General features: G+C 69.9%; 19 protein-coding genes. 6 read left to right on the top strand and 13 right to left on the bottom strand.

Translation table 11 applies throughout. The annotated features are described in order from the left end of the window. Nucleotides 1-858 (top strand): glycerate kinase (locus H5J26_RS06450; protein ID WP_181764734.1); only part of this gene is annotated, 858 nt, incomplete at its 5' end. Between the two features lie 104 nt (nucleotides 859-962). Here H5J26_RS06450 and pssA read toward each other — a convergent pair. The 9 genes from pssA to H5J26_RS06405 form a co-directional block, all read right to left on the bottom strand. Continuing rightward, nucleotides 963-1814: a CDP-diacylglycerol--serine O-phosphatidyltransferase gene (gene pssA, locus H5J26_RS06445; protein ID WP_181764733.1), complete on the bottom strand. Its 852-nt coding sequence runs from the start codon at nucleotides 1812-1814 to the stop codon at nucleotides 963-965. Then, nucleotides 1801-2448: a phosphatidylserine decarboxylase gene (locus H5J26_RS06440; protein WP_181764732.1), complete on the bottom strand. Its 648-nt coding sequence runs from the start codon at nucleotides 2446-2448 to the stop codon at nucleotides 1801-1803. The genes pssA and H5J26_RS06440 overlap by 14 nt, the downstream gene beginning before the upstream one ends. 169 nt (nucleotides 2449-2617) lie before the next feature. After that, nucleotides 2618-3823 (bottom strand): acyl-CoA dehydrogenase family protein, encoded by a 1206-nt coding sequence (locus tag H5J26_RS06435; RefSeq protein WP_181764731.1) that lies wholly within the window; start codon nucleotides 3821-3823, stop codon nucleotides 2618-2620. Between the two features lies 1 nt (nucleotide 3824). Then, nucleotides 3825-4355, bottom strand: coding sequence for a MaoC family dehydratase (locus H5J26_RS06430; RefSeq protein WP_181764730.1), 531 nt, complete (start codon nucleotides 4353-4355; stop codon nucleotides 3825-3827). Nucleotides 4356-4359: 4 nt separating this feature from the next. Next, the gene (locus tag H5J26_RS06425; RefSeq protein WP_181764729.1) at nucleotides 4360-5343 is read right to left on the bottom strand and encodes an HpcH/HpaI aldolase/citrate lyase family protein; all 984 of its coding nucleotides are present in this window, start codon (nucleotides 5341-5343) and stop codon (nucleotides 4360-4362) included. After that, a complete protein-coding gene (locus H5J26_RS06420) occupies nucleotides 5340-7364 on the bottom strand; it encodes a protein meaA (protein ID WP_181764728.1) in 2025 nt (674 codons plus the stop codon). Before H5J26_RS06420 ends, H5J26_RS06425 begins: the two co-directional genes overlap by 4 nt. 6 nt (nucleotides 7365-7370) lie before the next feature. Further along, a complete protein-coding gene (gene ccrA, locus H5J26_RS06415) occupies nucleotides 7371-8756 on the bottom strand; it encodes a crotonyl-CoA carboxylase/reductase (RefSeq protein WP_181764727.1) in 1386 nt (461 codons plus the stop codon). Between the two features lie 622 nt (nucleotides 8757-9378). After that, nucleotides 9379-10149 carry a TetR family transcriptional regulator gene (locus H5J26_RS06410; protein ID WP_181764726.1) on the bottom strand — a complete coding sequence of 257 codons (771 nt, stop codon included), beginning with the start codon at nucleotides 10147-10149 and terminating at the stop codon, nucleotides 9379-9381. Nucleotides 10150-10232: 83 nt separating this feature from the next. Further along, on the bottom strand, nucleotides 10233-12017 hold the full coding sequence (locus H5J26_RS06405; RefSeq protein WP_181764725.1) for a 3-hydroxyacyl-CoA dehydrogenase family protein: 1785 nt from the start codon (nucleotides 12015-12017) through the stop codon (nucleotides 10233-10235). 362 nt (nucleotides 12018-12379) lie between these two features. Between H5J26_RS06405 and H5J26_RS06400 the strand changes: the two genes are divergently transcribed. Next, a complete protein-coding gene (locus H5J26_RS06400; RefSeq protein ID WP_181764724.1) occupies nucleotides 12380-13006 on the top strand; it encodes a HEAT repeat domain-containing protein in 627 nt (208 codons plus the stop codon). On the opposite strand, the gene H5J26_RS06395 is transcribed toward H5J26_RS06400, so the two are convergent. Together H5J26_RS06395 and H5J26_RS06390 are read right to left on the bottom strand one after the other, a co-directional pair. Continuing rightward, nucleotides 12990-13544 (bottom strand): GNAT family N-acetyltransferase, encoded by a 555-nt coding sequence (locus tag H5J26_RS06395; RefSeq protein ID WP_235980439.1) that lies wholly within the window; start codon nucleotides 13542-13544, stop codon nucleotides 12990-12992. The two genes, H5J26_RS06400 and H5J26_RS06395, sit on opposite strands and share 17 nt — an antisense overlap. 53 nt (nucleotides 13545-13597) lie before the next feature. Further along, on the bottom strand, nucleotides 13598-14230 hold the full coding sequence (locus H5J26_RS06390) for a TetR/AcrR family transcriptional regulator (protein ID WP_181764723.1): 633 nt from the start codon (nucleotides 14228-14230) through the stop codon (nucleotides 13598-13600). Between the two features lie 98 nt (nucleotides 14231-14328). Between H5J26_RS06390 and H5J26_RS06385 the strand changes: the two genes are divergently transcribed. Beyond that, on the top strand, nucleotides 14329-15378 hold the full coding sequence (locus H5J26_RS06385; protein ID WP_181764722.1) for an aldo/keto reductase: 1050 nt from the start codon (nucleotides 14329-14331) through the stop codon (nucleotides 15376-15378). A 120-nt stretch (nucleotides 15379-15498) separates the two neighbouring features. Further along, complete coding sequence (locus tag H5J26_RS06380; protein WP_181764721.1) at nucleotides 15499-16017, top strand: pyridoxamine 5'-phosphate oxidase family protein; 519 nt, start codon at nucleotides 15499-15501, stop codon at nucleotides 16015-16017. Between the two features lie 59 nt (nucleotides 16018-16076). Here the strand turns inward: H5J26_RS06380 and H5J26_RS06375 are convergent, their stop codons facing one another. Together H5J26_RS06375 and H5J26_RS06370 are read right to left on the bottom strand one after the other, a co-directional pair. Next, a complete protein-coding gene (locus H5J26_RS06375; protein WP_181764720.1) occupies nucleotides 16077-16475 on the bottom strand; it encodes a RidA family protein in 399 nt (132 codons plus the stop codon). A 78-nt stretch (nucleotides 16476-16553) separates the two neighbouring features. Then, complete coding sequence (locus H5J26_RS06370) at nucleotides 16554-17588, bottom strand: Rv2578c family radical SAM protein (RefSeq protein WP_181764719.1); 1035 nt, start codon at nucleotides 17586-17588, stop codon at nucleotides 16554-16556. Nucleotides 17589-17777: 189 nt separating this feature from the next. Between H5J26_RS06370 and H5J26_RS06365 the strand changes: the two genes are divergently transcribed. Next, nucleotides 17778-18224, top strand: coding sequence for an SRPBCC family protein (locus H5J26_RS06365; RefSeq protein WP_181764718.1), 447 nt, complete (start codon nucleotides 17778-17780; stop codon nucleotides 18222-18224). A gap of 235 nt (nucleotides 18225-18459) precedes the next feature. Further along, on the top strand, nucleotides 18460-21099 hold the full coding sequence (locus tag H5J26_RS06360) for an MFS transporter (RefSeq protein ID WP_181764717.1): 2640 nt from the start codon (nucleotides 18460-18462) through the stop codon (nucleotides 21097-21099). Nucleotides 21100-21197 lie beyond the last annotated feature (98 nt).

Raw genomic sequence — 21197 nt, 5'->3', positions numbered from 1 at the left:
GCCTCCGGCCTCCAGCTCATGCCGCCCGGCGTTTTCGCGCCGCTGACAGCCACCACACGCGGCACCGGTGAGCTGATGCTCGCCGCCGTCGAAGCAGGCGCCCGCACCGTCGTGCTCGGCGTCGGCGGTTCCGCGACCACGGACGGTGGCGCGGGCATGCTGGAGGCGCTGGGCGCCCGCTTCCTCGACGAGGACGGCGACCAGGTCCCGCACGGCGGCGGGCCCCTCGTCGAGATGGTCTCCGCCGACCTGTCGCAGCTCGACGAGCGGCTCAAGGACGTCGACATCGTGCTGGCGAGTGACGTCGACAACCCGCTCACCGGCCCGAAGGGCGCCGCCGCCGTCTACGGCCCCCAGAAGGGCGCAGGCGAGGAGGACGTGCAGGTCCTCGACGCGGCTCTCAGCCACTTCGTGCAGGTGATGGGCGAATCCGTCGGGCCCCGCGCGGCCGAGACGGCGGAGGCGCCGGGTGCGGGCGCCGCGGGCGGCATCGGCTACGGCGCACTCGTCGGCCTCAACGCCACCTTCCGGCCCGGCATCGACGTCCTGCTGGAGGTGCTGGGCTTCGCCGCCGCTCTCGAGCGCGCCGACCTGGTGATCACGGGGGAGGGGTCGCTGGACGAGCAGACCCTTCACGGCAAGGCCCCCGCGGGCGTCGCCGCCGCCGCGCGCAAGGCGGGCAAGCCGGTGCTGGCCGTGTGCGGCCGTCTCGCTCTGGACGGCAAGGCGCTCAAGGGCGCCGGCGTCGAAGCCGCCTACGCCCTGACCGACTTGGAGAAGGACACCGCCCGATGCATGTCCGAAGCGGGGCCGCTCCTGGAGAAGCTGGCGGAACGCCTGGCGGAGGACCGTCTCTGACAGACGCCGCCTCTCACGGAGCCCGGCCCGCCGGACAGGAGCCGGAATGAGCTGTGGCCCGGGATTCCTCCCGGGCCACAGCTCTTTCGTCAGTCGTCGCCGGTTCAGCCCTGCGCGGCGGTCCTCGCCTCGCGACGGTTGTCGCGGAAGGTGTGGACCCTGCGCGCCGTCGCGAACAGCGGGATGACGGCGCCGAGCACGACCTGCAGCGCACAGCCCGTCTGCATCAGCAGCTCACCGCCGGGCGCGTCGAACGCCCAGGCCCCGAGCAGCCCCATGCTGGCGACGATCCAGGCGAGCATCGCCACGGCGAGCCTGCCCCGCGGCTTGGGGTATTCGACGCGGCTCACCATCAGCCAGGCGACGCCGATGATGGCCAGCAGCGTCGGCACGAAGGGCAGTTCGAGCAGGACGATCGAGACGACCGTCAGGGCACCGAAGGGCCCGGGCATGCCCTGGAACATCCCGTCCCGCATGGGGACGCACGAGAACCGGGCAAGCCGCAGCACCACCGCCAGCAGCACCACGACGGCCGCCACCACCGACACCTGCTGGTTCGCGTCGTTGGCGACCATGCCCCACGTGACCACGAAGTAGGCGGGGGCCAGACCGAAGCTGATGAGGTCGGAGAGGTTGTCCAGCTCCGCGCCCATCGCCGAGCTGCGCAGCTTGCGCGCCACCAGCCCGTCGAAGAGGTCGAAGACGGAGGCGAGCAGCATGAGCATCACCGCGGTCGCGGCGCTGTGCCGCGCCATGCCGCCGTCCTCGCTGCCCGTCAGATGCGGGATGAGGACGCCGGTGGTGGTGAAGTACACCGCCATGAAGCCGCAGGTGGCATTGCCCAGAGTGAGAGTGTCCGCTATCGACAGCCGCGTCGAGAGCGGCATCTCGTCGTCGTCCTCTTCCGCTTCGGCGACCCAGGCGGCTGCCTGTGTGTCGGGATCAATCACGGTCAAGGCGAGTCACCCCCGCAGTGGTGGCCTGCCCGACTTCGACGTCGGCGTCGATCCCTTCGGGGAGGTAGACGTCGACGCGTGAGCCGAAGCGGATCAGGCCGATGCGGTCGCCCTGTTCGACCTTGCAGCCCCGCGGCACGTAGGGGACGATCCGCCGCGCGACCGCGCCGGCGATCTGGATCATCTCCACGTCGCCGATCTCGGTGTCGAAGTGCCAGACGACGCGCTCGTTGTTCTCGCTCTCCTTGTTGAACGCGGGTACGTAGCCGCCGGGGATGTGCTCCACGGAGGTCACGGTGCCCGCGAGGGGAGCGCGGTTGACGTGCACGTTGAGCGGGCTCATGAAGATCGCGACGCGGGTACGTCCGTCGTGCCACGGCATGATGCTCTGCACCACGCCGTCGGCCGGGGAGATCACGCGGCCCTGCGTGATCTCACGCTCCGGGTCGCGGAAGAACCACAGCATGCCTGCCGCCAGAGCTGTGGCGGGCACGGCTACCGCGGCTGCCTTCTTGGAGCGGCGGGCCCTGAGGAGGCTGGCGGCGGCAGTGGCCACGGTCGGCAGGAGCCACGGCGACGCTCCGCGCGCGATGCGGACTCGGCCGCGGGGTGCAGAGGATGGGCTGTGGGGCATGTATGACCTTCGTAGCGGAGGGAGCCGCGGCTGCGATGGGGGACGGCGGCTTCTCGGGATGCTACCGGCTACCGGTGGCAACTGGCCAAGCCAGTACGCCAGTCCGGATCCGAAATCCCAGCGCGGGATGTCGTCCTGACCTTCAGAAAGACATCCCGAAAAGGGACATTCACCCCTGGAAGCGGTACTCCTCCAACAGGCGGCGGCCTACGATCATTTTCTGGATCTCGGCGGTTCCTTCACCGATCAAGAGCATCGGTGCCTCTCGGTAGAGGCGCTCGATCTCGTACTCCTTTGAGAAACCGTACCCGCCGTGGATGCGAAATGCGTCCTCCACGACCTCCTTGCAGTATTCGGATGCGAGGTATTTGGCCATCCCCGCCTCCAGGTCGTTGCGCTGACCGGCGTCTTTCTTGCGGGCCGCGCCGACCATCAGCGCGTGCGCCGCCTCCACCTTGGTACCCATCTCGGCCAGCTTGAACTGGATGGCCTGATGCTGCGCGATCGGCTTTCCGAAGGTGTGCCGTTGCTGTGCGTAGTCGATGCCCAACTCGAAGGCACGCTGTGCGACGCCGCAACCACGCGCGGCCACATTCACGCGCCCGACCTCGACGCCGTCCATCATCTGGTAGAAGCCCCGACCGCTCTCGCCGCCGAGTACGCGGTCCGCGGGGATGCGCAGGTCCTGCATGATGAGCTCGGTCGTGTCGACGCCCTTGTAGCCCATCTTGTCGATCTTCCCCGGGATGGTGAGCCCCGGCCGCACCTCGCCGAAGCCCGGCTCCTTCTCCACGAGGAAGGTCGTCATCGACTTGTGGGGAGCCGTGCCCTCCGGGTGCCCCTCGTCCGTACGGCAGAGCACGGCGACCAGCGTCGACGAACCGCCGTTCGTCAGCCACATCTTCTGGCCGTTGAGCACGTAGTCGTCGCCGTCGCGCACGCCCTTGGAGGAGATGGCCGAGACGTCCGAGCCGAGTGCCGGCTCCGACATCGAGAACGCGCCCCGGACCTCGCCCGCGGCCATCCTCGGCAGGAAGTGGTCCTTCTGCTCCTGCGTGCCGTGCTGCTTGAGCATGTAGGCCACGATGAAGTGCGTGTTGATGATGCCCGACACGCTCATCCAGCCCCGGGCGATCTCCTCGACGCACAGCGCGTACGTGAGAAGGGACTCACCGAGGCCGCCGTACTCCTCGGGGATCATCAGGCCGAACAGCCCGAGCTCCTTGAGTCCTTCGACGATCTCCGTCGGGTACTCGTCGCGGTGCTCCAGCTCCGTGGCGACCGGAAGGATCTCCTTGTCGACGAAGCTGCGGACCGTGGAGAGTATCTCCTGCTGGATCTCGGTGAGACCTTCGGTCTGAGCGAGCCGTCCCATCTCACTTCCCTCCCTTCGCCTGGCCGGACTCTTCGCGCAGGGCGGGGCGGCCCGGCTGCTCGCCGCCGCGCTCCTTGATGTACGCCTCGGTGGGGACCATCACCTTGCGGCGGAAGACGCACACGAGCTTGCCGTCCTGGTTGTAGCCCTTGGTCTCCACGTGCACGATCCCGCGGTCGCTCTTGGACCTGGACGGGGTCTTGTCGAGGACCGTCGTCTCGCCGTAGATCGTGTCGCCGTGGAACGTCGGCGCGACGTGCTTGAGCGACTCGATCTCCAGGTTGGCGATGGCCTTCCCCGAGACGTCCGGCACGGACATGCCGAGCAGCAGCGAGTAGATGTAGTTGCCGACCACCACGTTCTTGCCGAAGTCGGTCGTGCTCTCCGCGTAGTTGCTGTCCATGTGCAGCGGGTGGTGGTTCATGGTCAGCAGGCAGAACAGGTGGTCGTCGTACTCGGTGACCGTCTTCCCGGGCCAGTGCTTGTACACGTCCCCGACGGTGAACTCTTCGTAGGTGCGGCCGAATTGCATGTCCTCAGGCCTCCGGTGCTTCGAAGGAGGTCGTACGGGTCATGCCGGCGGCCCTGCCCTTGCCCGAGATGACCAGCGCCATCTTGCGGCTCGCCTCGTCGATCATCTCGTCGCCGAGCATCGCCGAGCCCTTCTTGCCGCCCTTCTCGGAGGTGAAGTACTCGTACGCGTCGAGGATCATCTCGGCGTGGTCGTAGTCCTTCTGCGAGGGGGAGAAGATCTCGTTCGACGCCTCGACCTGGCTCGGGTGCAGCACCCACTTGCCGTCGAAGCCGATGGCGGCCGCACGGTCGGCGACCTCGCGGAACCCGTCGACGTTCTTGATCATCAGGTACGGGCCGTCGATCGCCTGGAGGTCGTGCATGCGGGCGGCCATCAGGATCCGCATCAGGATGTAGTGGTAGGCGTCGGCCGGGTAGCCGGGCGGCTGCTCGCCGACGACCAGCGACTTCATGTTGATCGACGCCATGAAGTCGGCCGGGCCGAAGACGATCGTCTCCATCCGCGGCGAGGCGGCGGCGATGTCGTCGACGTTCACCAGACCCTTGGCGTTCTCGATCTGCGCCTCGATGCCGATGCGGCCGACCTCCAGGCCCATCGTCGTCTCGATCTGCGTGAGCAGCATGTCCAGCGCGTGGACCTGCTGGGCGTCCTGGACCTTCGGCAGCATGATGCAGTCGAGGTTCTGCCCGGCGCCCTCGACGACCGTGATGACGTCGCGGTAGGTCCAGTGCGTCGTCCAGTCGTTGACCCGGACCACCCTGGTCTTGCCGGTCCAGTCACCCTCATTGAGGAACTTCACGATGGTGTGCCGGGCGTCCGGCTTGGCCAGCGGCGCGCAGGCGTCCTCCAGGTCGAGGAAGACCTGGTCCGCGGGCAGGCCCTGCGCCTTCTCCAGGAAGCGCGGGTTGCTTCCGGGCACGGCGAGACAGGAACGCCGCGGGCGGAGACGGGAAGCCGGAGTGGCGGCCGGCGACGGGGCTGTCATGCGGGGACCTCCATGGGGTCGAGCTTGTTCGCTGTACGGATTTCGTTGACGATACGGCCGATGATCTCGGTGATCCCGAAGTCCTTCGGAGTGAAGACGGCCGCGACACCGGCCGCGCGCAGCGCCTCGGCGTCGGCGGAGGGGATGATCCCGCCCACGATCACCGGCACTTCGTGCGCTCCGGCGTCCCTCAGCCGGACCAGGACGTCCGGGACCAGCTCGGCGTGCGAGCCGGAGAGGATGGACAGGCCGACGCAGTGGACGTCCTCGGCGACGGCCGCCGAGGAGATCTGTTCGGGCGTGAGCCGGATTCCCTGGTAGATCACCTCGAAGCCCGCGTCACGGGCTCTTACGGCGATCTGCTCGGCACCGTTGCTGTGACCGTCGAGGCCGGGCTTGCCGACCAGCAGCCGCAGCTTGCCGACGCCGAGTTCCCCGGCGGTCAGCTCCACCTGGCGGCGTACGTCGGCGAGGGAGGAACCCTCCTCGGCGGGCACGGCCACGGGAGCGCTGCTCACGCCCGTCGGGGCGCGGAACTCGCCGAAGACCTCGCGCAGGGCGCCGGACCACTCGCCGGTGGTGACACCGGCGCGTGCGCATTCCAGCGTCGCCTCCATGAGGTTGGCGTCGGTGCCGGCGGCGTCCTTGAGGCGCTTGAGCGCCTCGGCCGCGGGCTCGCCCGGCCCCTCGTCGCGGGTCTCGCGCCAGCGCCGCAGCGCGGCGACGACGTTGGCCTCGGTGGCCGGGTCGACGGTGTGGATGGCCGTCTCCAGGTCCGCGGTGAGGGGGTTGGGCTCGGTCGACTCGTAGCAGTTGACGCCGACGATCTTCTCCTCGCCCGACTCGATGCGGCCCCGGCGCTCGGCGTGCGAGGCGACCAACTGCGACTTGAGATAGCCGGATTCGACGGCGGCCATCGCGCCGCCCAGCTTCTCGATGTGCTCGATCTCGGCCAGCGAGTCCTCGACCAGCTCGGAGACCTTGGCCTCGACGACGTGCGAGCCCTCGAAGATGTCGCCGTACTCCAGCAGATCGCTCTCCAGGGCGAGGACCTGCTGGATGCGCAGCGACCACTGCTGGTCCCAGGGCCGGGGCAGGCCCAGCGCCTCGTTCCAGGCGGGCAGCTGCACGGCACGCGCGCGGGCGTCCTTGGACAGCGTGACGGCGAGCATCTCCAGCACGATCCGCTGGATGTTGTTCTCCGGCTGCGCCTCCGTCAGCCCGAGGGAGTTGACCTGGACGCCGTAGCGGAAGCGGCGCTGCTTGGGGTTCTCGATGCCGTACCGCTCGCGCGTGATCCGGTCCCAGATGCGGTTGAAGGCCCGCATCTTGCACATCTCCTCGACGAAGCGGACGCCCGCGTTGACGAAGAAGGAGATCCGCGCGACCACGTCGCCCATGCGTTCCTGCGGCACCTGCCCCGAGTCGCGGACCGCGTCGAGCACGGCGACGGCCGTGCTCATCGCGTATGCGATCTCCTGGACCGGCGTGGCACCGGCCTCCTGGAGGTGGTAGCTGCAGATGTTGATCGGGTTCCACTTGGGGATGTGGCTGACCGTGTAGGCGATCATGTCCGTGGTCAGCCGCAGCGAGGGGACGGGCGGGAAGACGTGGGTACCGCGCGAGAGGTACTCCTTGACGATGTCGTTCTGCGTCGTCCCCTGGAGTTTGGAGATGTCCGCTCCGTGCTCCTCCGCGACGACCTGGTAGAGCGCCAGCAGCCACATGGCGGTGGCGTTGATGGTCATCGAGGTGTTCATCTGCTCGAGGGGGATCTCCTCGAACAGCCGCCGCATGTCACCGACATGCGAGACCGGCACGCCGACCCGGCCGACCTCGCCACGTGCCAGGACGTGGTCGGGGTCGTAGCCGGTCTGCGTCGGCAGGTCGAAGGCGACCGACAGGCCGGTCTGGCCCTTGGCGAGGTTGCGCCGGTACAGCTCGTTGGAGGCCTCGGCGGTCGAATGACCGGCGTAGGTCCGCATGAGCCACGGGCGGTCCCTCTCCCCTGATTGAGTCATGGGGAGTCACACGCCCTTGCTGTTCTTGCCGCTCTGTCCGTCGGACCGCTCGCTCTCGGCTTCGCGGAAGAGGTTGATGGCGCCGAGGTGCTTGGCCCGCTTCTCCGCGTCGCGCACGCCCAGTCCCTCGGTGGGGGCCAGCGCGAGGACGCCGACCTTGCCCTGGTGGACGTTGCGGTGCACGTCGTGGGCGGCCTGGCCCGTCTCCTCCAGGCTGTAGGTCCTGGAGAGGGTGGGGTGGATCTTGCCCTTGGCGATGAGGCGGTTGGCCTCCCAGGCCTCGCGGTAGTTGGCGAAGTGGGAGCCGACGATGCGCTTCAGCGACATCCACAGGTAGCGGTTGTCGTAGCTGTGGTCGTAGCCCGAGGTGGACGCGCAGGTGACGATGGTGCCGCCCTTGCGGGTGACGTAGACGCTCGCGCCGAAGGTCTCGCGTCCCGGGTGCTCGAAGACGATGTCGACGTCCTCACCGCCGGTGAGTTCGCGGATGCGCTTTCCGAAGCGCTTCCACTCCCGGGGGTCCTGGTTGTGCTCGTCCTTCCAGAACTTGTAGCCCTCGGCGTTGCGGTCGATGATCGCCTCGGCGCCCATCCGCCGGCAGATCTCCGCCTTCTGCTCGCTGGAGACCACACAGACCGGGTTGGCGCCGCCGGCGAGCGCGAACTGCGTCGCGTAGGAGCCGAGTCCGCCGCTGGCGCCCCAGATGAGGACGTTGTCGCCCTGCTTCATGCCGGCGCCGTTACGGGAGACGAGCTGCCGGTAGGCGGTGGAGTTGACCAGCCCCGGGGATGCGGCCTCCTCCCAGCTGAGGTGGCCCGGCTTGGGCATCAGCTGGTTGGACTTGACCAGCGCGATCTCCGCGAGGCCGCCGAAGTTGGTCTCGAAGCCCCAGATGCGCTGCTCGGGGTCGAGCATCGTGTCGTTGTGGCCGTCTGCCGATTCGAGCTCGACGGACAGGCAGTGCGCGACGACCTCGTCGCCGGGCTTCCAGGAGTTGACGCCCGCACCCGTGCGCAGCACGACGCCGGAGAGGTCGGAGCCGATGACGTGGTAGGGCAGGTCGTGCCGCTTGGTCAGCGGTGACAGACGCCCGTAGCGCTCCAGGAACGCGAACGTGGAGACGGGCTCGAAGAGCGAGGTCCACACGGAGTTGTAGTTGACGGAGGAGGCCATCACGGCCACCAGCGCCTCACCCGGGCCCAGTTCGGGCACGGGGACCTCGTCCAGGTGCAGGGACTTGCGGGGGTCCTTGTCCCGGGAGGCGAGGCCTTCGAACATCTCGGCCTCGTCCTTGTGGACGGTGACCGCGCGATACGACTCGGGCAGTTCGAGGTTGGCGAAGTCGTCGGCGGTGGTGTCTGACGCGAGGATCGCGTCGAGGATCTTGTTCACGGTAATGCCTCCGGCGAAGCGCTGAGGAAGGAGACGCTCGAGGGTCGTCGGGTGTGAGGCAGTGCCGTCGGTTCGGCGGGTGATGCTGTTGGCAGCGCTGGTGAGCGCGGGGTCGCCTGTGACGCAGGCGTCCGGGCACGCACGGGTGTTGTGCCGTTGGGACAGCGCCCGGACTCGCATCAAGGTATGACACCCAGTGCCAGTGTGCAAGACACTGCGTGCCAACAATTTCTCTCATCTGTCATCTGTGTGTGCACGCATGAGCGCCGATACGCGTCCGGCTGCCCTCCCGGGGCGGGGTGGAGGCGGTCTGCGGGCCGGCTTGACTTCGGCGGGGCCCAGGGGCGGTCCGGAGCCGAGGCGCATCACGGCGGTGGGGTGTGCGCGGCAGGGTGGCGGGCCCGGAACCCGGGCGAACTACCCGGTCACGGCGGCGAGTTGAGGAGGGGGCGTCTGCGCGCCCCGTACGCTCCGGCCGTCTCGCACCCCCGCATCGCAGGCGCGCAGGGGTGCTGTTGGTGCCTCGGCACGCGAACGCCCCCGCTGCCGGGGCGAGTTCGCCTGTGACACTCACGCCGACGTCCGAGCCGCCCGGTGCCGTACCGCAGCCCGGGCGCGGTGGTCAGTCGCGCAGGGCCCGTTCGATCGTGCGCATGATCTCGCCGATGGGGGTGTCCGTGCGGGCCACTGTGACGAGCACCTCGTCGTCCCGCGTGGTCTCGGCACCGCCGATCCGCTCGGGAGCCGCGGGCCGGTTCGCCCCGAATCCGGTGCCGAAGGTCTTCCGTACGATCGCGAAGGCGTGGTCCAACTGCGCCTCCACGTCGCCCACTCCGCCGTTGCGGAGCCACCGGCGCAGCACGTGGTTGTGGGCCGTGACCACGGCGGAGGCGGCGACCTCGGCCAGCAGCGGGTCGTCGTCGCCGTCGCGGTGCGCCGCCTCGTCGAAGTGACCCAGCAGATAGCGCGTGAAGAGCCGCTCGTAGCGTGCGACCGAGGCGATCTCGCGCTCACGCAGCGCGGGCACGTCCCTGGTCAGCTTGTACCTCTCGACGCTGCCCTTGGGGGACGCCGCGTACATCCGCATGACTTCCTTGATGCCGCGGCAGACCGTGTCCAGCGGGTTCTCGTGAGCGGGCGCGGCCTCCAGCACCGCCTGCGCACGCACCAGAGTGTCGTCGTGGTCGGGGAAGATCGCCTCTTCCTTGGCGCGGAAGTGCCGGAAGAAGGTGCGGCGGGCGACTCCGGCCGTGGCCGCGATCTCGTCGACCGTGGTGGCCTCATACCCCTTCGTCGCGAAGAGTTCCATCGCGGCAGCCGCCAACTCGCGGCGCATCCGCAGGCGCTGGGAGGATGCGGTGTGCGAACGGGACGGCTTCGCGGTGTCTGACATGTGGGGAACGTTACACGCCGTGACGGACTCGGGGGACGGGCCGCCCGAAGGCTCGAGCAGCCCGCCCCACCGGATGTCCCGGGTCACCGACGTGCGTACTCGCGGAAACCCCGTCCGGTCTTCCTGCCCAGACACCCCGCGGCCACGAGGTGCTCCAGCAGCGGTGCGGGAGCCAGCCCCGGATCGCGGAACTCCCGGTGCAGCACCTGCTCGATGGCCAGCGACACATCGAGCCCGACGACGTCCAGCAGCTCGAAGGGCCCCATCGGGTAGCCGCCGCCTAGCCGCATCGCCGCGTCGATGTCGTCGAGCGACGCGTAGTGCTCCTCGACCATCTTCACGGCGTTGTTGAGGTACGGGAACAGCAGCGCGTTCACGATGAACCCCGCGCGGTCGCCGCAGTCCACGGGGTGCTTGCGGATGGCGGTGCTCACCTCGCGGACGGTGGCGTGCGCTTCGTCACCGGTGAGCACGGTGCGGACGACCTCGACGAGCTTCATCGCCGGCGCCGGGTTGAAGAAGTGCATCCCGACCACGTCCTGCGGGCGCGAGGTCGCACGTGCGCAGGCCACCACGGGCAGCGAGGAAGTGGTCGTCGCGAGAACCGCGCCGGGCTTGCACACCTTGTCCAGCGTCTCGAAGAGCTGCTGCTTGACGGCGAGATCCTCGGCGACCGCCTCCACCGCCAGGTCGACGTCGGACAGCGCGTCCAGGGAGCCGGCGGGGGTGATGCGAGCGAGAGCCGCGTCCCGCGCCTCGTCCGTCATCCGGCCCTTCTTCACGGAGCGTTCGAAGGAGGTGGCGATGCGGTCCTTGGCCGCCGCCGCCTTCTCGTCGCTGCGTGCGGCGAGCACCGTCTCGTAGCCGGCCTTGGCGAACACCTCGGCGATGCCGCTCGCCATGGTGCCGGAGCCGGCGACGCCCACCGTGGAGACGGGGCGTCCTGGTGTGCGTGCGGCGCCGTCGTCCGGGGTCGAGGCGTCGGCCACGGTCACGGAGGAGCCGGGGGCGTCGTAGCTGTAGAAGCCCCGGCCGGCCTTCTGGCCGGTCAGACCGGCGTCGCTGAGCTGGCGCAGGATGGGCGCGGGCGCGTGCAGCCGGTCGTGGGAGTCGGCGTACATGGCGTCCAGCACCGTACGTGCGGTGTCGATCCCGATCAGGTCGAGCAGGGCGAGCGGTCCCATCGGGAGTCCCGCGCCCAGCCGCATCGCGTCGTCGATGTCCTCGCGGCTCGCGTAGCGCGACTCGTACATCGCGGCGGCCTGGTTGAGGTAGCCGAACAGCAGCCCGTCGGCGACGAATCCGGGGCGGTCGCCGACCGCGACCGGCTCCTTGCCCAGGTCGCGGGCCAGGGCCGTCACCGCGGTGACGGCCTCCGGCGAGGTGAGCACGGAGGAGACCACCTCGACGAGCTTCATGGCGGGCGCGGGGTGGAAGAAGTGCAGCCCCAGCACGCGTTCGGGCCGGTCGGAGTCGGCGGCGAGACGCGTGACGGAGAGAGCGTTGGTGCCTGTCGCGAGGATCGTGTCCGGCTTCACGACGGTGTCCAGGGCACTGAAGACCTGGCACTTGGTGTCGTAGTCCTCCGGGACGACCTCGATCACGAGGTCCGCCTCGGCGGCTGCCTGCAGGTCGGAGAAGGTACGGAAGCGGGCCAGCGCGTCCTGCCGCTCGCCCTCCGTCATGCGTTCGCGCTGTACGGCCCGCGCGGTGGAGGCTTCGAAAGCGGCGGTCGCCTGGCGGGCGGCGGCGTCGCTGATGTCGATGCCGATGACTTCGCGGCCGGCACGGGCGAGGACGTCGGCGATGCCGGTGCCCATGGTGCCGAGGCCGACCACGGCGATGGTGTGCAGGGGAGGACGGTCCATCACGGGACTCCAGAGGTGTGACGACTGACGATGAGGTTCGGCCGCGCGCACAGCCGTGGACCGGCTCGGTGCGGGCACGCGGGTGCCGCGCGGCAGGAGAGCTGCGGATGGGGTGGAGGCGGAACCAGCCCTGTCCCAGGGGCCGTTCCGTACTCAGCGGTGCTGCCCGGGAGGCGCCGCGGCGTCGTACGCCGCGGACCCGGACCCCCGCCGAACCGACTTCACTCTCGGGCGGCTGCGTCACCAGGCCGCCTGAGCGGGGGTGCCGCTCTGACGAGCACCTTAACTCGTGGGTAACCAATGCGCCAGGGGTATGGCTCTTCCAGGGCTGTGGGACGGAGCACGTGGGGGAGGGAGCGCAAGTGGCCGACGCATTCCGATCGTTGATCGATCGCGTACGGGGCGAGGCGGACCCGTCCGAGTACGAACGCCTGGTGGCACTCGCCAGAGAGGGCACACCGGCGTCGCGGGACGAACTCGCGACCGTACTCGCGGAGAGTCAACGTCCGCTGTGGGCGCGGGAGGTGGCCGCGTTCGCCCTCGGCAGCGCGGGGGACCGGCGGGCCTTCGAAACGCTGATCTTCATGCTGAACTACCGCGACCCCGTGCGCTGCGCGACCGCCGCCCACGCGCTGGCACGCCTGCGCGACCCCCGCACCGCACGCGCGGCCGCGGCCCTGGCGACGAACGAACTGCGCACCGGATACGCGCTGCACGCGGTGCGCCTCCTCACATCGTTACGGGCGCCGGAGTCCGTGCCGACTCTGATCTCCGTGCTGCAGCGGCTCCTGATGGGACCGGTGCACTACTGGCCGATCGCGGAGGCGTGCGTGCAGGGGCTGGGCGCGCTCGGCGACGGGCGGGCGATCGCGGTGCTGGGTGCGGCGGCCGAGCACCACCGGCTTTCCCCGTCGGCGAAGGCCGCCCTGGCACGCATCCCGGTGGGCCCGGGCCGACCCCGCAGCCGCTCGGTCAGGCCGCGTCGTTGAGGAGGTCTCGTGCGTAGCGGACCTCGGGCACGGGGGTGCCCTCGATGACATAGGTGTCCTCGGCGCCGTCGAAGGTGAACCCGGCCCGCTCGTAGAAGCGGCGGGCGCGGGTGTTGCCCCGGACGACCCAGAGGAGGAGGCGGGTGAAGCCTCGCTCGGCCGCCCGGTCGAGGCATGCGCTCATCAGCGCCCGGCCGGTGCCCGTGCCGATGTGCTCGGGGAGCACGTAGAGCGCGTACAGCTCGGCGCCGTCGACCGACTCGCCCTGGCCGTGCGGGCCTTCGGGGCGGTACGGGCCGAGGGCCGCCCAGCCCGTGACCGTGCCGTCGTCGCTCTCGCTGACCAAGTTGACGACGCGGGCCTCGGCGGTTGCGGCGGCCTCCTCGAACATGGTGCGCCGCCGGGCGGCGTCCTCGGCCACGGACATCGCTGCCAGGTACGAGCGCGGCATGAGGTCGGCATAGGCGGACTGCCAGCCGCGTACGCGCAGCGCGGCGACGGCGTCGACGTCCGCCGCGGTCATCTCCCGTACGTGCATGAGTGGATGGTGGCAGAGGCCCCAACGTCGTCACCAAGGGTTTTGTTCGCAGCTCAGCCGACGCCCGTCCCGGCCTGGCTCGCGAAGACGCCCGCGCGCGCGGCGGCTGCGGCTGCTTCGGCGGCCCGGCCCGCTGCGGGCTTGTCCAGGGTGGCGCCGCTGGTCAGCAGGGCGTAGTAGAGGGGGGCGGAGACCGCACGGATCACCTCGTGCGGATCCGTACCCTCCGGCAACTCGCCGCGGTCGACGGCCTGTTGCACACACGGGGCCCATTCGGCGATGCGGACGCCGTAGAAGCGGTGCAGGGCTTCGGCGGTGCGCGGATCGCATGTGGCGGCCGCGATGACGGCCTTGAACAGGGCTCCATGACGCTCGTCGGAGAGTGTCCGCTGCACCAGCCGTGCGTTGGCCTTCAGATCGCCGAGCAGTGAGCCTGTCTCGGTGCGGGGGAGCGACTCCTCGGCCATGTGCGTCAGCAGGTCGGCCACCAGGCCGGTCGTCGTCGCCCACCGGCGGTAGACCGTCGTCTTGCCGACGCCGGCCCGTCGGGCCACGTCGGCGAGATCCAGGTGGGCGAACCCCCCTTCCGCCAGTGCGTCCCCGGCTGCCCGCAGGACGGCCGCCCGCACTTGAGCTGTGCGTCCTCCGGGGCGGACTGTCCCCGGAGCCACGCTCTCCGAATCCATAACGGAACTCCAGTTTCTTTAACGTCTCGACGCTGTTAGAGTCGCACTCGGAGCTTAACGGAATTGCATACCCATTAATGCGATGAGGGGGAACTGCCGTGGAGTACAGACGTCTGGGTGCATCGGGCCTCGACGTCCCCGCACTGAGCTTCGGCGCCGGGACGTTCGGAGGCCGGGGTCCGCTCTTCGGGGCGTGGGGCGACACCGGCGCCCGGGAGGCGCGTCTCCTGGTGGACATCTGCCTGGAGGCCGGGATCACGATGTTCGACACCGCCGACGTCTACTCCGACGGCGCCTCGGAAGAGGTCCTGGGCGAAGCGGTCAAAGGGCGCCGGGAAGAGGTGCTGCTGTCGACCAAGACCAGCCTGCCGACGGGGGACGGACCCGGCGACGCCGGCTCCTCGCGGTCCCGGCTGATCAGGGCGTGCGACGCCGCGCTCAGGCGCCTCGGCACCGACCACATCGACCTCTTCCAACTGCACGCGTTCGACGCCCGTACCCCCGTCGAGGAAGTGCTGGACGCGCTCGACGGCCTCGTACGTGCGGGGAAGGTCCGCTACGTGGGGGTGTCCAACTTCTCGGGCTGGCAGGTGATGAAGTCGCTCGCGGCCGCCGAGAAGCGCGGGCACCCGCGCTACGTCGCGCATCAGGTCTACTACTCGCTCGTCGGCCGCGATTACGAGTGGGAGCTGATGCCCCTCGGGCTCGACCAGGGAGTCGGCGCGGTGGTGTGGAGCCCGCTGGGCTGGGGGCGGCTGACCGGGAAGGTCCGTCGCGGGCAGCCCCTGCCGGCCGGGAGCCGCCTGCACGAGACGGCCGACTTCGGCCCGCCGGTGGAGGACGAGCACCTCTTCCGCGTCGTCGACGTCCTCGACGGGATCGCCGAGGAGACGGGCAGGACGGTGCCGCAGATCGCGATCAACTGGCTGCTCCAGCGGCCGACGGTCTCCTCGGTCATCATCGGCGCGCGCAACGAGACCCAGCTGCGGCAGAACCTCGGCGCCGTCGGCTGGAAGCTCGACCCCGAGCACATGGACAGGCTCGACGCGGTGAGCACCAGGACTGCTCCCTACCCCTACTTCCCGTACCGGCGTCAGGAGGCCTTCGCCCGCCTGAACCCGCCGCTGGGCGTCGCCTCGCCCGGCTGAGAGCGCACTGACGCAACGACCGGAGCGCTGCTACGACGGGAGCGCTGCTACGACCGGAGCGCTGCTACGACGGGAGTAATGGGGACGGAAGATGTCGGGTATCCGCGCCACGATGAACGCATGACACACAGCTGGGCGGACTTCCGCTCCGAGGAACCCGAATTCGCAGACACCGTACGAGCACGCTTCCAGGACTTCCGGCATCACGTCCTCGGCACGCTGCGGACCGACGGCTCTCCCCGGCTGACCGGCCTGGAGGCCGACTTCCGTGACGGTCAGCTGTGGCTGGGCATGATGATCGGCTCCCGCAAGGCGCTGGACCTGCGACGCGATCCCCGCTTCTCGCTGCACGCCAACCCCGGCTCGGACAGCGAGATGGCAGGCGGCGACGTGCGCGTCTCGGGACGTGCCGTCGAAGTGGGCGCCGACGAGCTGGAGAGGTACGCGGCCGGAGCGCCGGGCGAGCAGCCGGAGCGGTTCCATCTGTTCCGGACGGAGCTTTCGGAGGTCGTACGGGTCCATGTGGAGGACCCGTACATCGTCTTCGAGGTGTGGCACCCCGGCCACGCCCTGCGCACGATCCGCCGCGAGAACGAGGACAGCACGCTGCACGAGGAGGGGGTGACCGGGCGGGGCTGACCGGCCGCTGGGCGGGGCCGCCGGCCGGTCGGGCAGGACGAACCCGCGGCCCCCGAGGGTCAGTTCCGGATGACGGCGAAGGCCTCGACCTCCAGCATCAGTTCGGGACGGATGAGGGCGGAGACCTCGACAGCCGTGCTGGCGGGCGGGCGTGTGGTGTCGATGCAGGCGTCCCGCGCCTCGCGCACCGCCGGCAGGATGCCCACGTCCGTGGTGAAGAACGTCAGCTTCACGACGTCGTCGAAGGTGGCGCCCGCCTCGTTCAGGCACCGGCGCAGGTTCTTGAACACCTGGCGCGCCTGCGCTGCCGCGTCGCCCTCGCCGACGATTTCACCGTGCTCGTCGAGAGCGATCTGCCCGGAGACTGCGACGAAGCGGCCCTCGCCGAGGACGACATGGCTGTATCCGTTGCCGGGGGCGACGCCCTGCGGGGCCTTGATGTGCGTGAGTTCGGACATGCGTGGATGGTCGTCCAGCCGGGGCGCGCACGCCACCCGGTTTCGGCAGCGGTTCCCGGAGTTCCCGCGAGCGAGTGCCTACAGCAGGGTCAGCTGGGTGCAGTCCGGTGCCTCGGGCTCCTCGGCCCTCTCCGGGCGGATCTCGATGCGGCGGTGGGTGCGGGGCGAGGTGGGCCCGATGCCGTACTCGGCGGCCAGCTCGTGCACCTGACGGGTGATCCGGCGCTGGTACCACTTGGGGGCGTAGGCGCCGTCCCCGTACATCGCCTCGTAGTGCCGCACGAGATCCGGGTGGTGCTCGGCGAGCCAGCTCATGTACCACTCGCGGGCCCCCGGCCGCAGATGCAGGGCCAGCGGGGTGACGGACGTGGCTCCGGCCGCGGCTATCGCCCGTACGGTCGACCTGAGTTGGGCGGGGGAGTCCCCCAGGAAGGGGATGACCGGAGCCATCAGCACCCCGCACGGGATGCCGTGAGCGCTGAGGGTGCGCACGACGTCCAGCCGTCGCTCGGGGGCGGGGGTGCCCGGCTCGACGGTGCGCCACAGCTCCTCGTCGATGAAGCCGACGGACACCGAGACGCCGACGTCGGTGACGGCCGCCGCCGAGCGCAGCAGGTCGAGGTCGCGGAGGATGAGCGTGCCCTTGGTGAGGATGGAGAAAGGGTTGGCGTAGTCGCGGAGTGCGGTGAGGATGCCCGGCATCAACCGGTACCGTCCCTCCGCCCTTTGATAGCAGTCGACGTTGGTGCCCATGGCGATGTGCTCGCCGTTCCAGCGGCTCGCTCCCAGCTCGCGTCGGAGCAGGTCGGGGGCGTTGACCTTCACGACGATCTGGGAGTCGAAGCCGGCTCCCGTGTCGAGGTCGAGGTAGCGGTGGGTTCCGCGGGCGAAGCAGTAGACGCATGCGTGGGAGCAGCCCCTGTACGGATTCACCGTCCATTCGAACGGCATCCGTGAGGCTCCGGGCACGCGGTTCACGATCGAGCGGGCACGCACCTCGTGGAAGGTGATCCCGCGGAACTCAGGGGTGTCGAACCTTCTCGTGACCACGTCGGTGCCGAAGAGGGCGGCGGTCTCCGCCGTCCCGTCGCCGCTCAAGTTCTCCCAGCGCATGGACCCTCCTCGTGCCGTCCTGCCGTTCGTGCCAAGAATAGAACATCTGTTCCCACTGCCTGTGTCAAGCCGATTTGGGCCCCGGGTCCATGGGTGGTTGGCTGTCGGCCGGAGTTCGTGGCGGCCCCGTTCGCGCGTACTCGGGCGCCGTTCCGGCGCAACTCACGTGCCGATGAGCAGGAGGAGCAAATGGCGCAGGTCGTCTCGACCACCCACCGGGAGATCGCCGCGAAGCCCGACGCGGTCTTCGACGCGCTCGCCGACTACAGCGGGACCCGGCCGAAGCTGCTGCCGGACCACTTCAGCGAGTACGAGGTGCGCGAGGGCGGCAAGGGCGCAGGCACCGTCGTCCACTGGAAGCTCCAGGCCACCAGCAAGCGGGTGCGCGACTGCCTGATGGACGTGAGCGAACCGGCTGCCGGCAAGCTCTCCGAGAACGACCGCAACTCCTCCATGGTCACCACCTGGACGGTCACCCCGGGTGCGGGTGACGGAGCGGCGCGGGTCGAGGTGAAGACCACTTGGGACGGCGCCGGCGGCGTCGGCGGCTTCTTCGAGAAGACCTTCGCTCCCAAGGGGCTCGCCCGCATCTACGACGAGATGCTCGCCAAGCTCGCCGCCGAACTGGAGAAGTAGGCCGGGCGGGCTCTCCCCGCCGCTCACCGGTTCGAGTGGTCTTCCTGGTCGGACGGTGCGCGGGCCGTGGTGTCCGCGCGCCGTCAAAGCCCCAGTTGAGCGCCCGACAGGCGCCCCGGGCAACGGACTTGGCGCTCTCCCGGACGCCGCGGCCCGGCAGTGTCTGACTTGCTCACCCTTGTCGCGTAATGCGAGAAATGCTGATCGAGGACGGTCGGCACAACAGGGGAGTGCAATGGGCGGGACAGCTCTGGATCACAGAGACGAGCAGTCTCCCGCCGTCGTCGAAGTGAGCCTGGAGCTCCCTGAGTACGGGCGCGAGGGTGTAGGGGGCGCACCCGGAGGCGCCTGGCAGGACCCGCCCGCGGACCCTGCGCCGCAGACGGACCGCGGCGACGGCGGGTCCGCAGGGCCGTCCGAGAAGAACGCGGGCGGTTCCGAGCAGGAAGGCGGCCCGGCCGGGCTCAGCCCCCGCCGCGTCCGTCTGGTCTTCCTCGGCCTGATGCTCGCCCTGCTGCTGGCCGCACTCGAACAGACCATCGTCGCCACGGCGTTGCCCAAGATCGTCGGCGAACTGCACGGCCTCGACCGGATGTCCTGGGCGGTGACCTCGTACCTCCTCGCCGCCACCATCGGGCTGCCGGTCTACGGCAAGCTCGGCGATCTCTTCGGCCGCAAGCGCATCTTCCTGTTCGCCATTGTCGTCTTCGTGGTCGGCTCTGCCCTGGCGGGGTGGTCACGGACGATGACCGAACTGATCGCGTACCGCGCTCTCCAGGGCGTGGGTGCGGGCGGGCTCATGATCGGCGTGCAGGCGATCATCGCCGACGTCGTGCCCCCGCGCGAACGCGGTCGCTACATGGGCCTGATCGGCGCCGCGTTCGGGCTGGCCTCCGTCGCCGGGCCCCTCCTGGGCGGCTGGTTCACCGACGAGCTCTCCTGGCGCTGGTGCTTCTACATCAACATCCCCTTCGGGCTTCTCACCCTCCTGGTGACCGCGTTCGTGCTGAAGCTGCCGCGCCCGCGCGGACGTCCGAGGCTGGACGTGGTGGGCACGCTGCTGCTCGGCGTCTTCTCCACCTGCCTTGTGCTGCTGACGAGTTGGGGCGGCACCGAGTACGACTGGGACGACCGGGTGATCCTCGGGCTGGGTGCCGGAGCCGTGCTCAGCTGTGCCCTCTTCCTCGTCGTGGAGCGCTTCGCTCCCGAACCCGTACTGCCGCTGCGCCTCTTCAAGGACTCCGTCTTCAACGTGACGGGCCTGGTCGGGGTGACCGTCGGCATCGCCCTGTTCGGCGCCGCGAGCTACCTGCCGAGCTACCTGCAGATGGTCGACGGGGTCACGGCCACCGAGTCGGGTCTGCTGATGCTGCCCATGATGGGCGGGGTCGTCCTCGCCTCCACCGTCTCGGGCCAGCTCATCTCGCGCACCGGGCGCTACAAGGTCTACCCCGTGCTGGGCTGCGCCCTTTCGACGCTGGGCATGTGGCTGCTGTCCCGGCTGGAGACGGACACGACGCGCTTCACGTACAGCGTCTGGATGGGCGTACTGGGGCTGGGCATCGGGTTCGTGCTGCCGGTGCTGGTGCTGGCCGTCCAGAACTCCGTACCCCCACGGGACCTGGGCACCGCCACCAGCGCCAACAACTACTTCCGGCAGATCGGCGGCAGCGTCGGAGCCGCCGTCTTCGGCACCCTGTTCATCCAGCGGCTCACCGACTCCCTGGCACGGGACCTGCCGCGCGACGGGACGGGGCGGCTCCCCGACGCCTCCTCGCTCACGCCGCAGACGGTGCACGCGCTGCCCGGTCCGCTGCGTGACGCATACGTGCACGCGTACGCCGACGCCATGCCGCGGATCTTCCTCTATCTGGTCCCCGTGCTCGCCCTCGGGCTGATCTTCGCCTTCTTCCTCAAGGAGAAACCCCTGGTGTCCGAGAACGCTCCCGTCCCCGAGGCGCGCAACCCCGAGACCGGCCTGGCCGAGACCAACCCGGCCGCGACCGCCGGTACTTCGGCGACCGGCACCCCTGACCCGTACACCGGCGCCTCCGACCCCTACCCCGGTGTCGCGGCTGCCGGCGTCTCCATCGGCGGGGCGGCGCAGCAGACCTCGTCCGGCGCACCGGTCTGCGGAAGCGTCCGCCATCACGACGGCAGCGGCGTCCCGCGGGCAGCCCTCACTCTCATCGACACCGGCGGCAAGCAGGTCGGGAGGGGAGCGACGGGCGCGGACGGACGGTTCGCGCTGAGCACACCCGGCAGCGGTTCCTACGTCCTCATCGCCGCGGCCGGAGGTCACCAGCCGCAGGCCGTCAGCGTCACGGTCGGCGAACGGTCCGTCGAACTGGACGTCGTGCTGGGCGGCGCGGGGCGCCTCGCGGGGAGCGTGCTCACGGCGGACGGCCATCCGGTGGCAGACGCGGCTGTCACCCTCACCGACGTGCGCGGCGACGTCGTCGCCGCCACCCGCAGCGGACGGGACGGCGCCTACGTCATCGAGGACCTGGTGGCCGGTGAGTACACCCTCGCCGCATCCGCGCCCGCACACCGTCCGGCGGCGCTCCCGGTCTCCGTGCAGGCGGCGCGCGAGACCCAGCAGGACATCGAGCTGGCGGGCGGCGCCGTGCTCCGCGGGACCGTACGGGCCACCGGCGGCAGGCCCGTCGAGGACGCCCGTGTGACGCTGCTGGACGCGGCCGGCAACGTCCAGGACACGGCCACCACGTCGGCCGACGGGGTCTTCCGCTTCGTGGACCTGTCCTCCGGCGAGTACACGGTCATCGCCTCGGGCTATCCGCCCGTGGCCACCGTCCTGCAGGTGGCCGGCGGAGGGCGCACGGAGCGCGATCTGCAACTGGGCCACAAGGACTGAGCGTTCGCCCCGTGGCGTTGAAGCCGAGCGTGTCGCGCGGCGGCACCGGACTGCCCGTCAGGTACTGAAGGCGCTGGTCAGCGGGCGATGAGGATGAA

The sequence above is a fragment of the Streptomyces albidus (ex Kaewkla and Franco 2022) genome, assembly GCF_013870515.1.
Taxonomy (GTDB): Bacteria; Actinomycetota; Actinomycetes; order Streptomycetales; family Streptomycetaceae; genus Streptomyces; species Streptomyces albidus.
The sequence above is the reverse complement of the archived record's forward strand: the minus strand, read 5'-3'. Positions and strand labels throughout refer to the sequence as shown.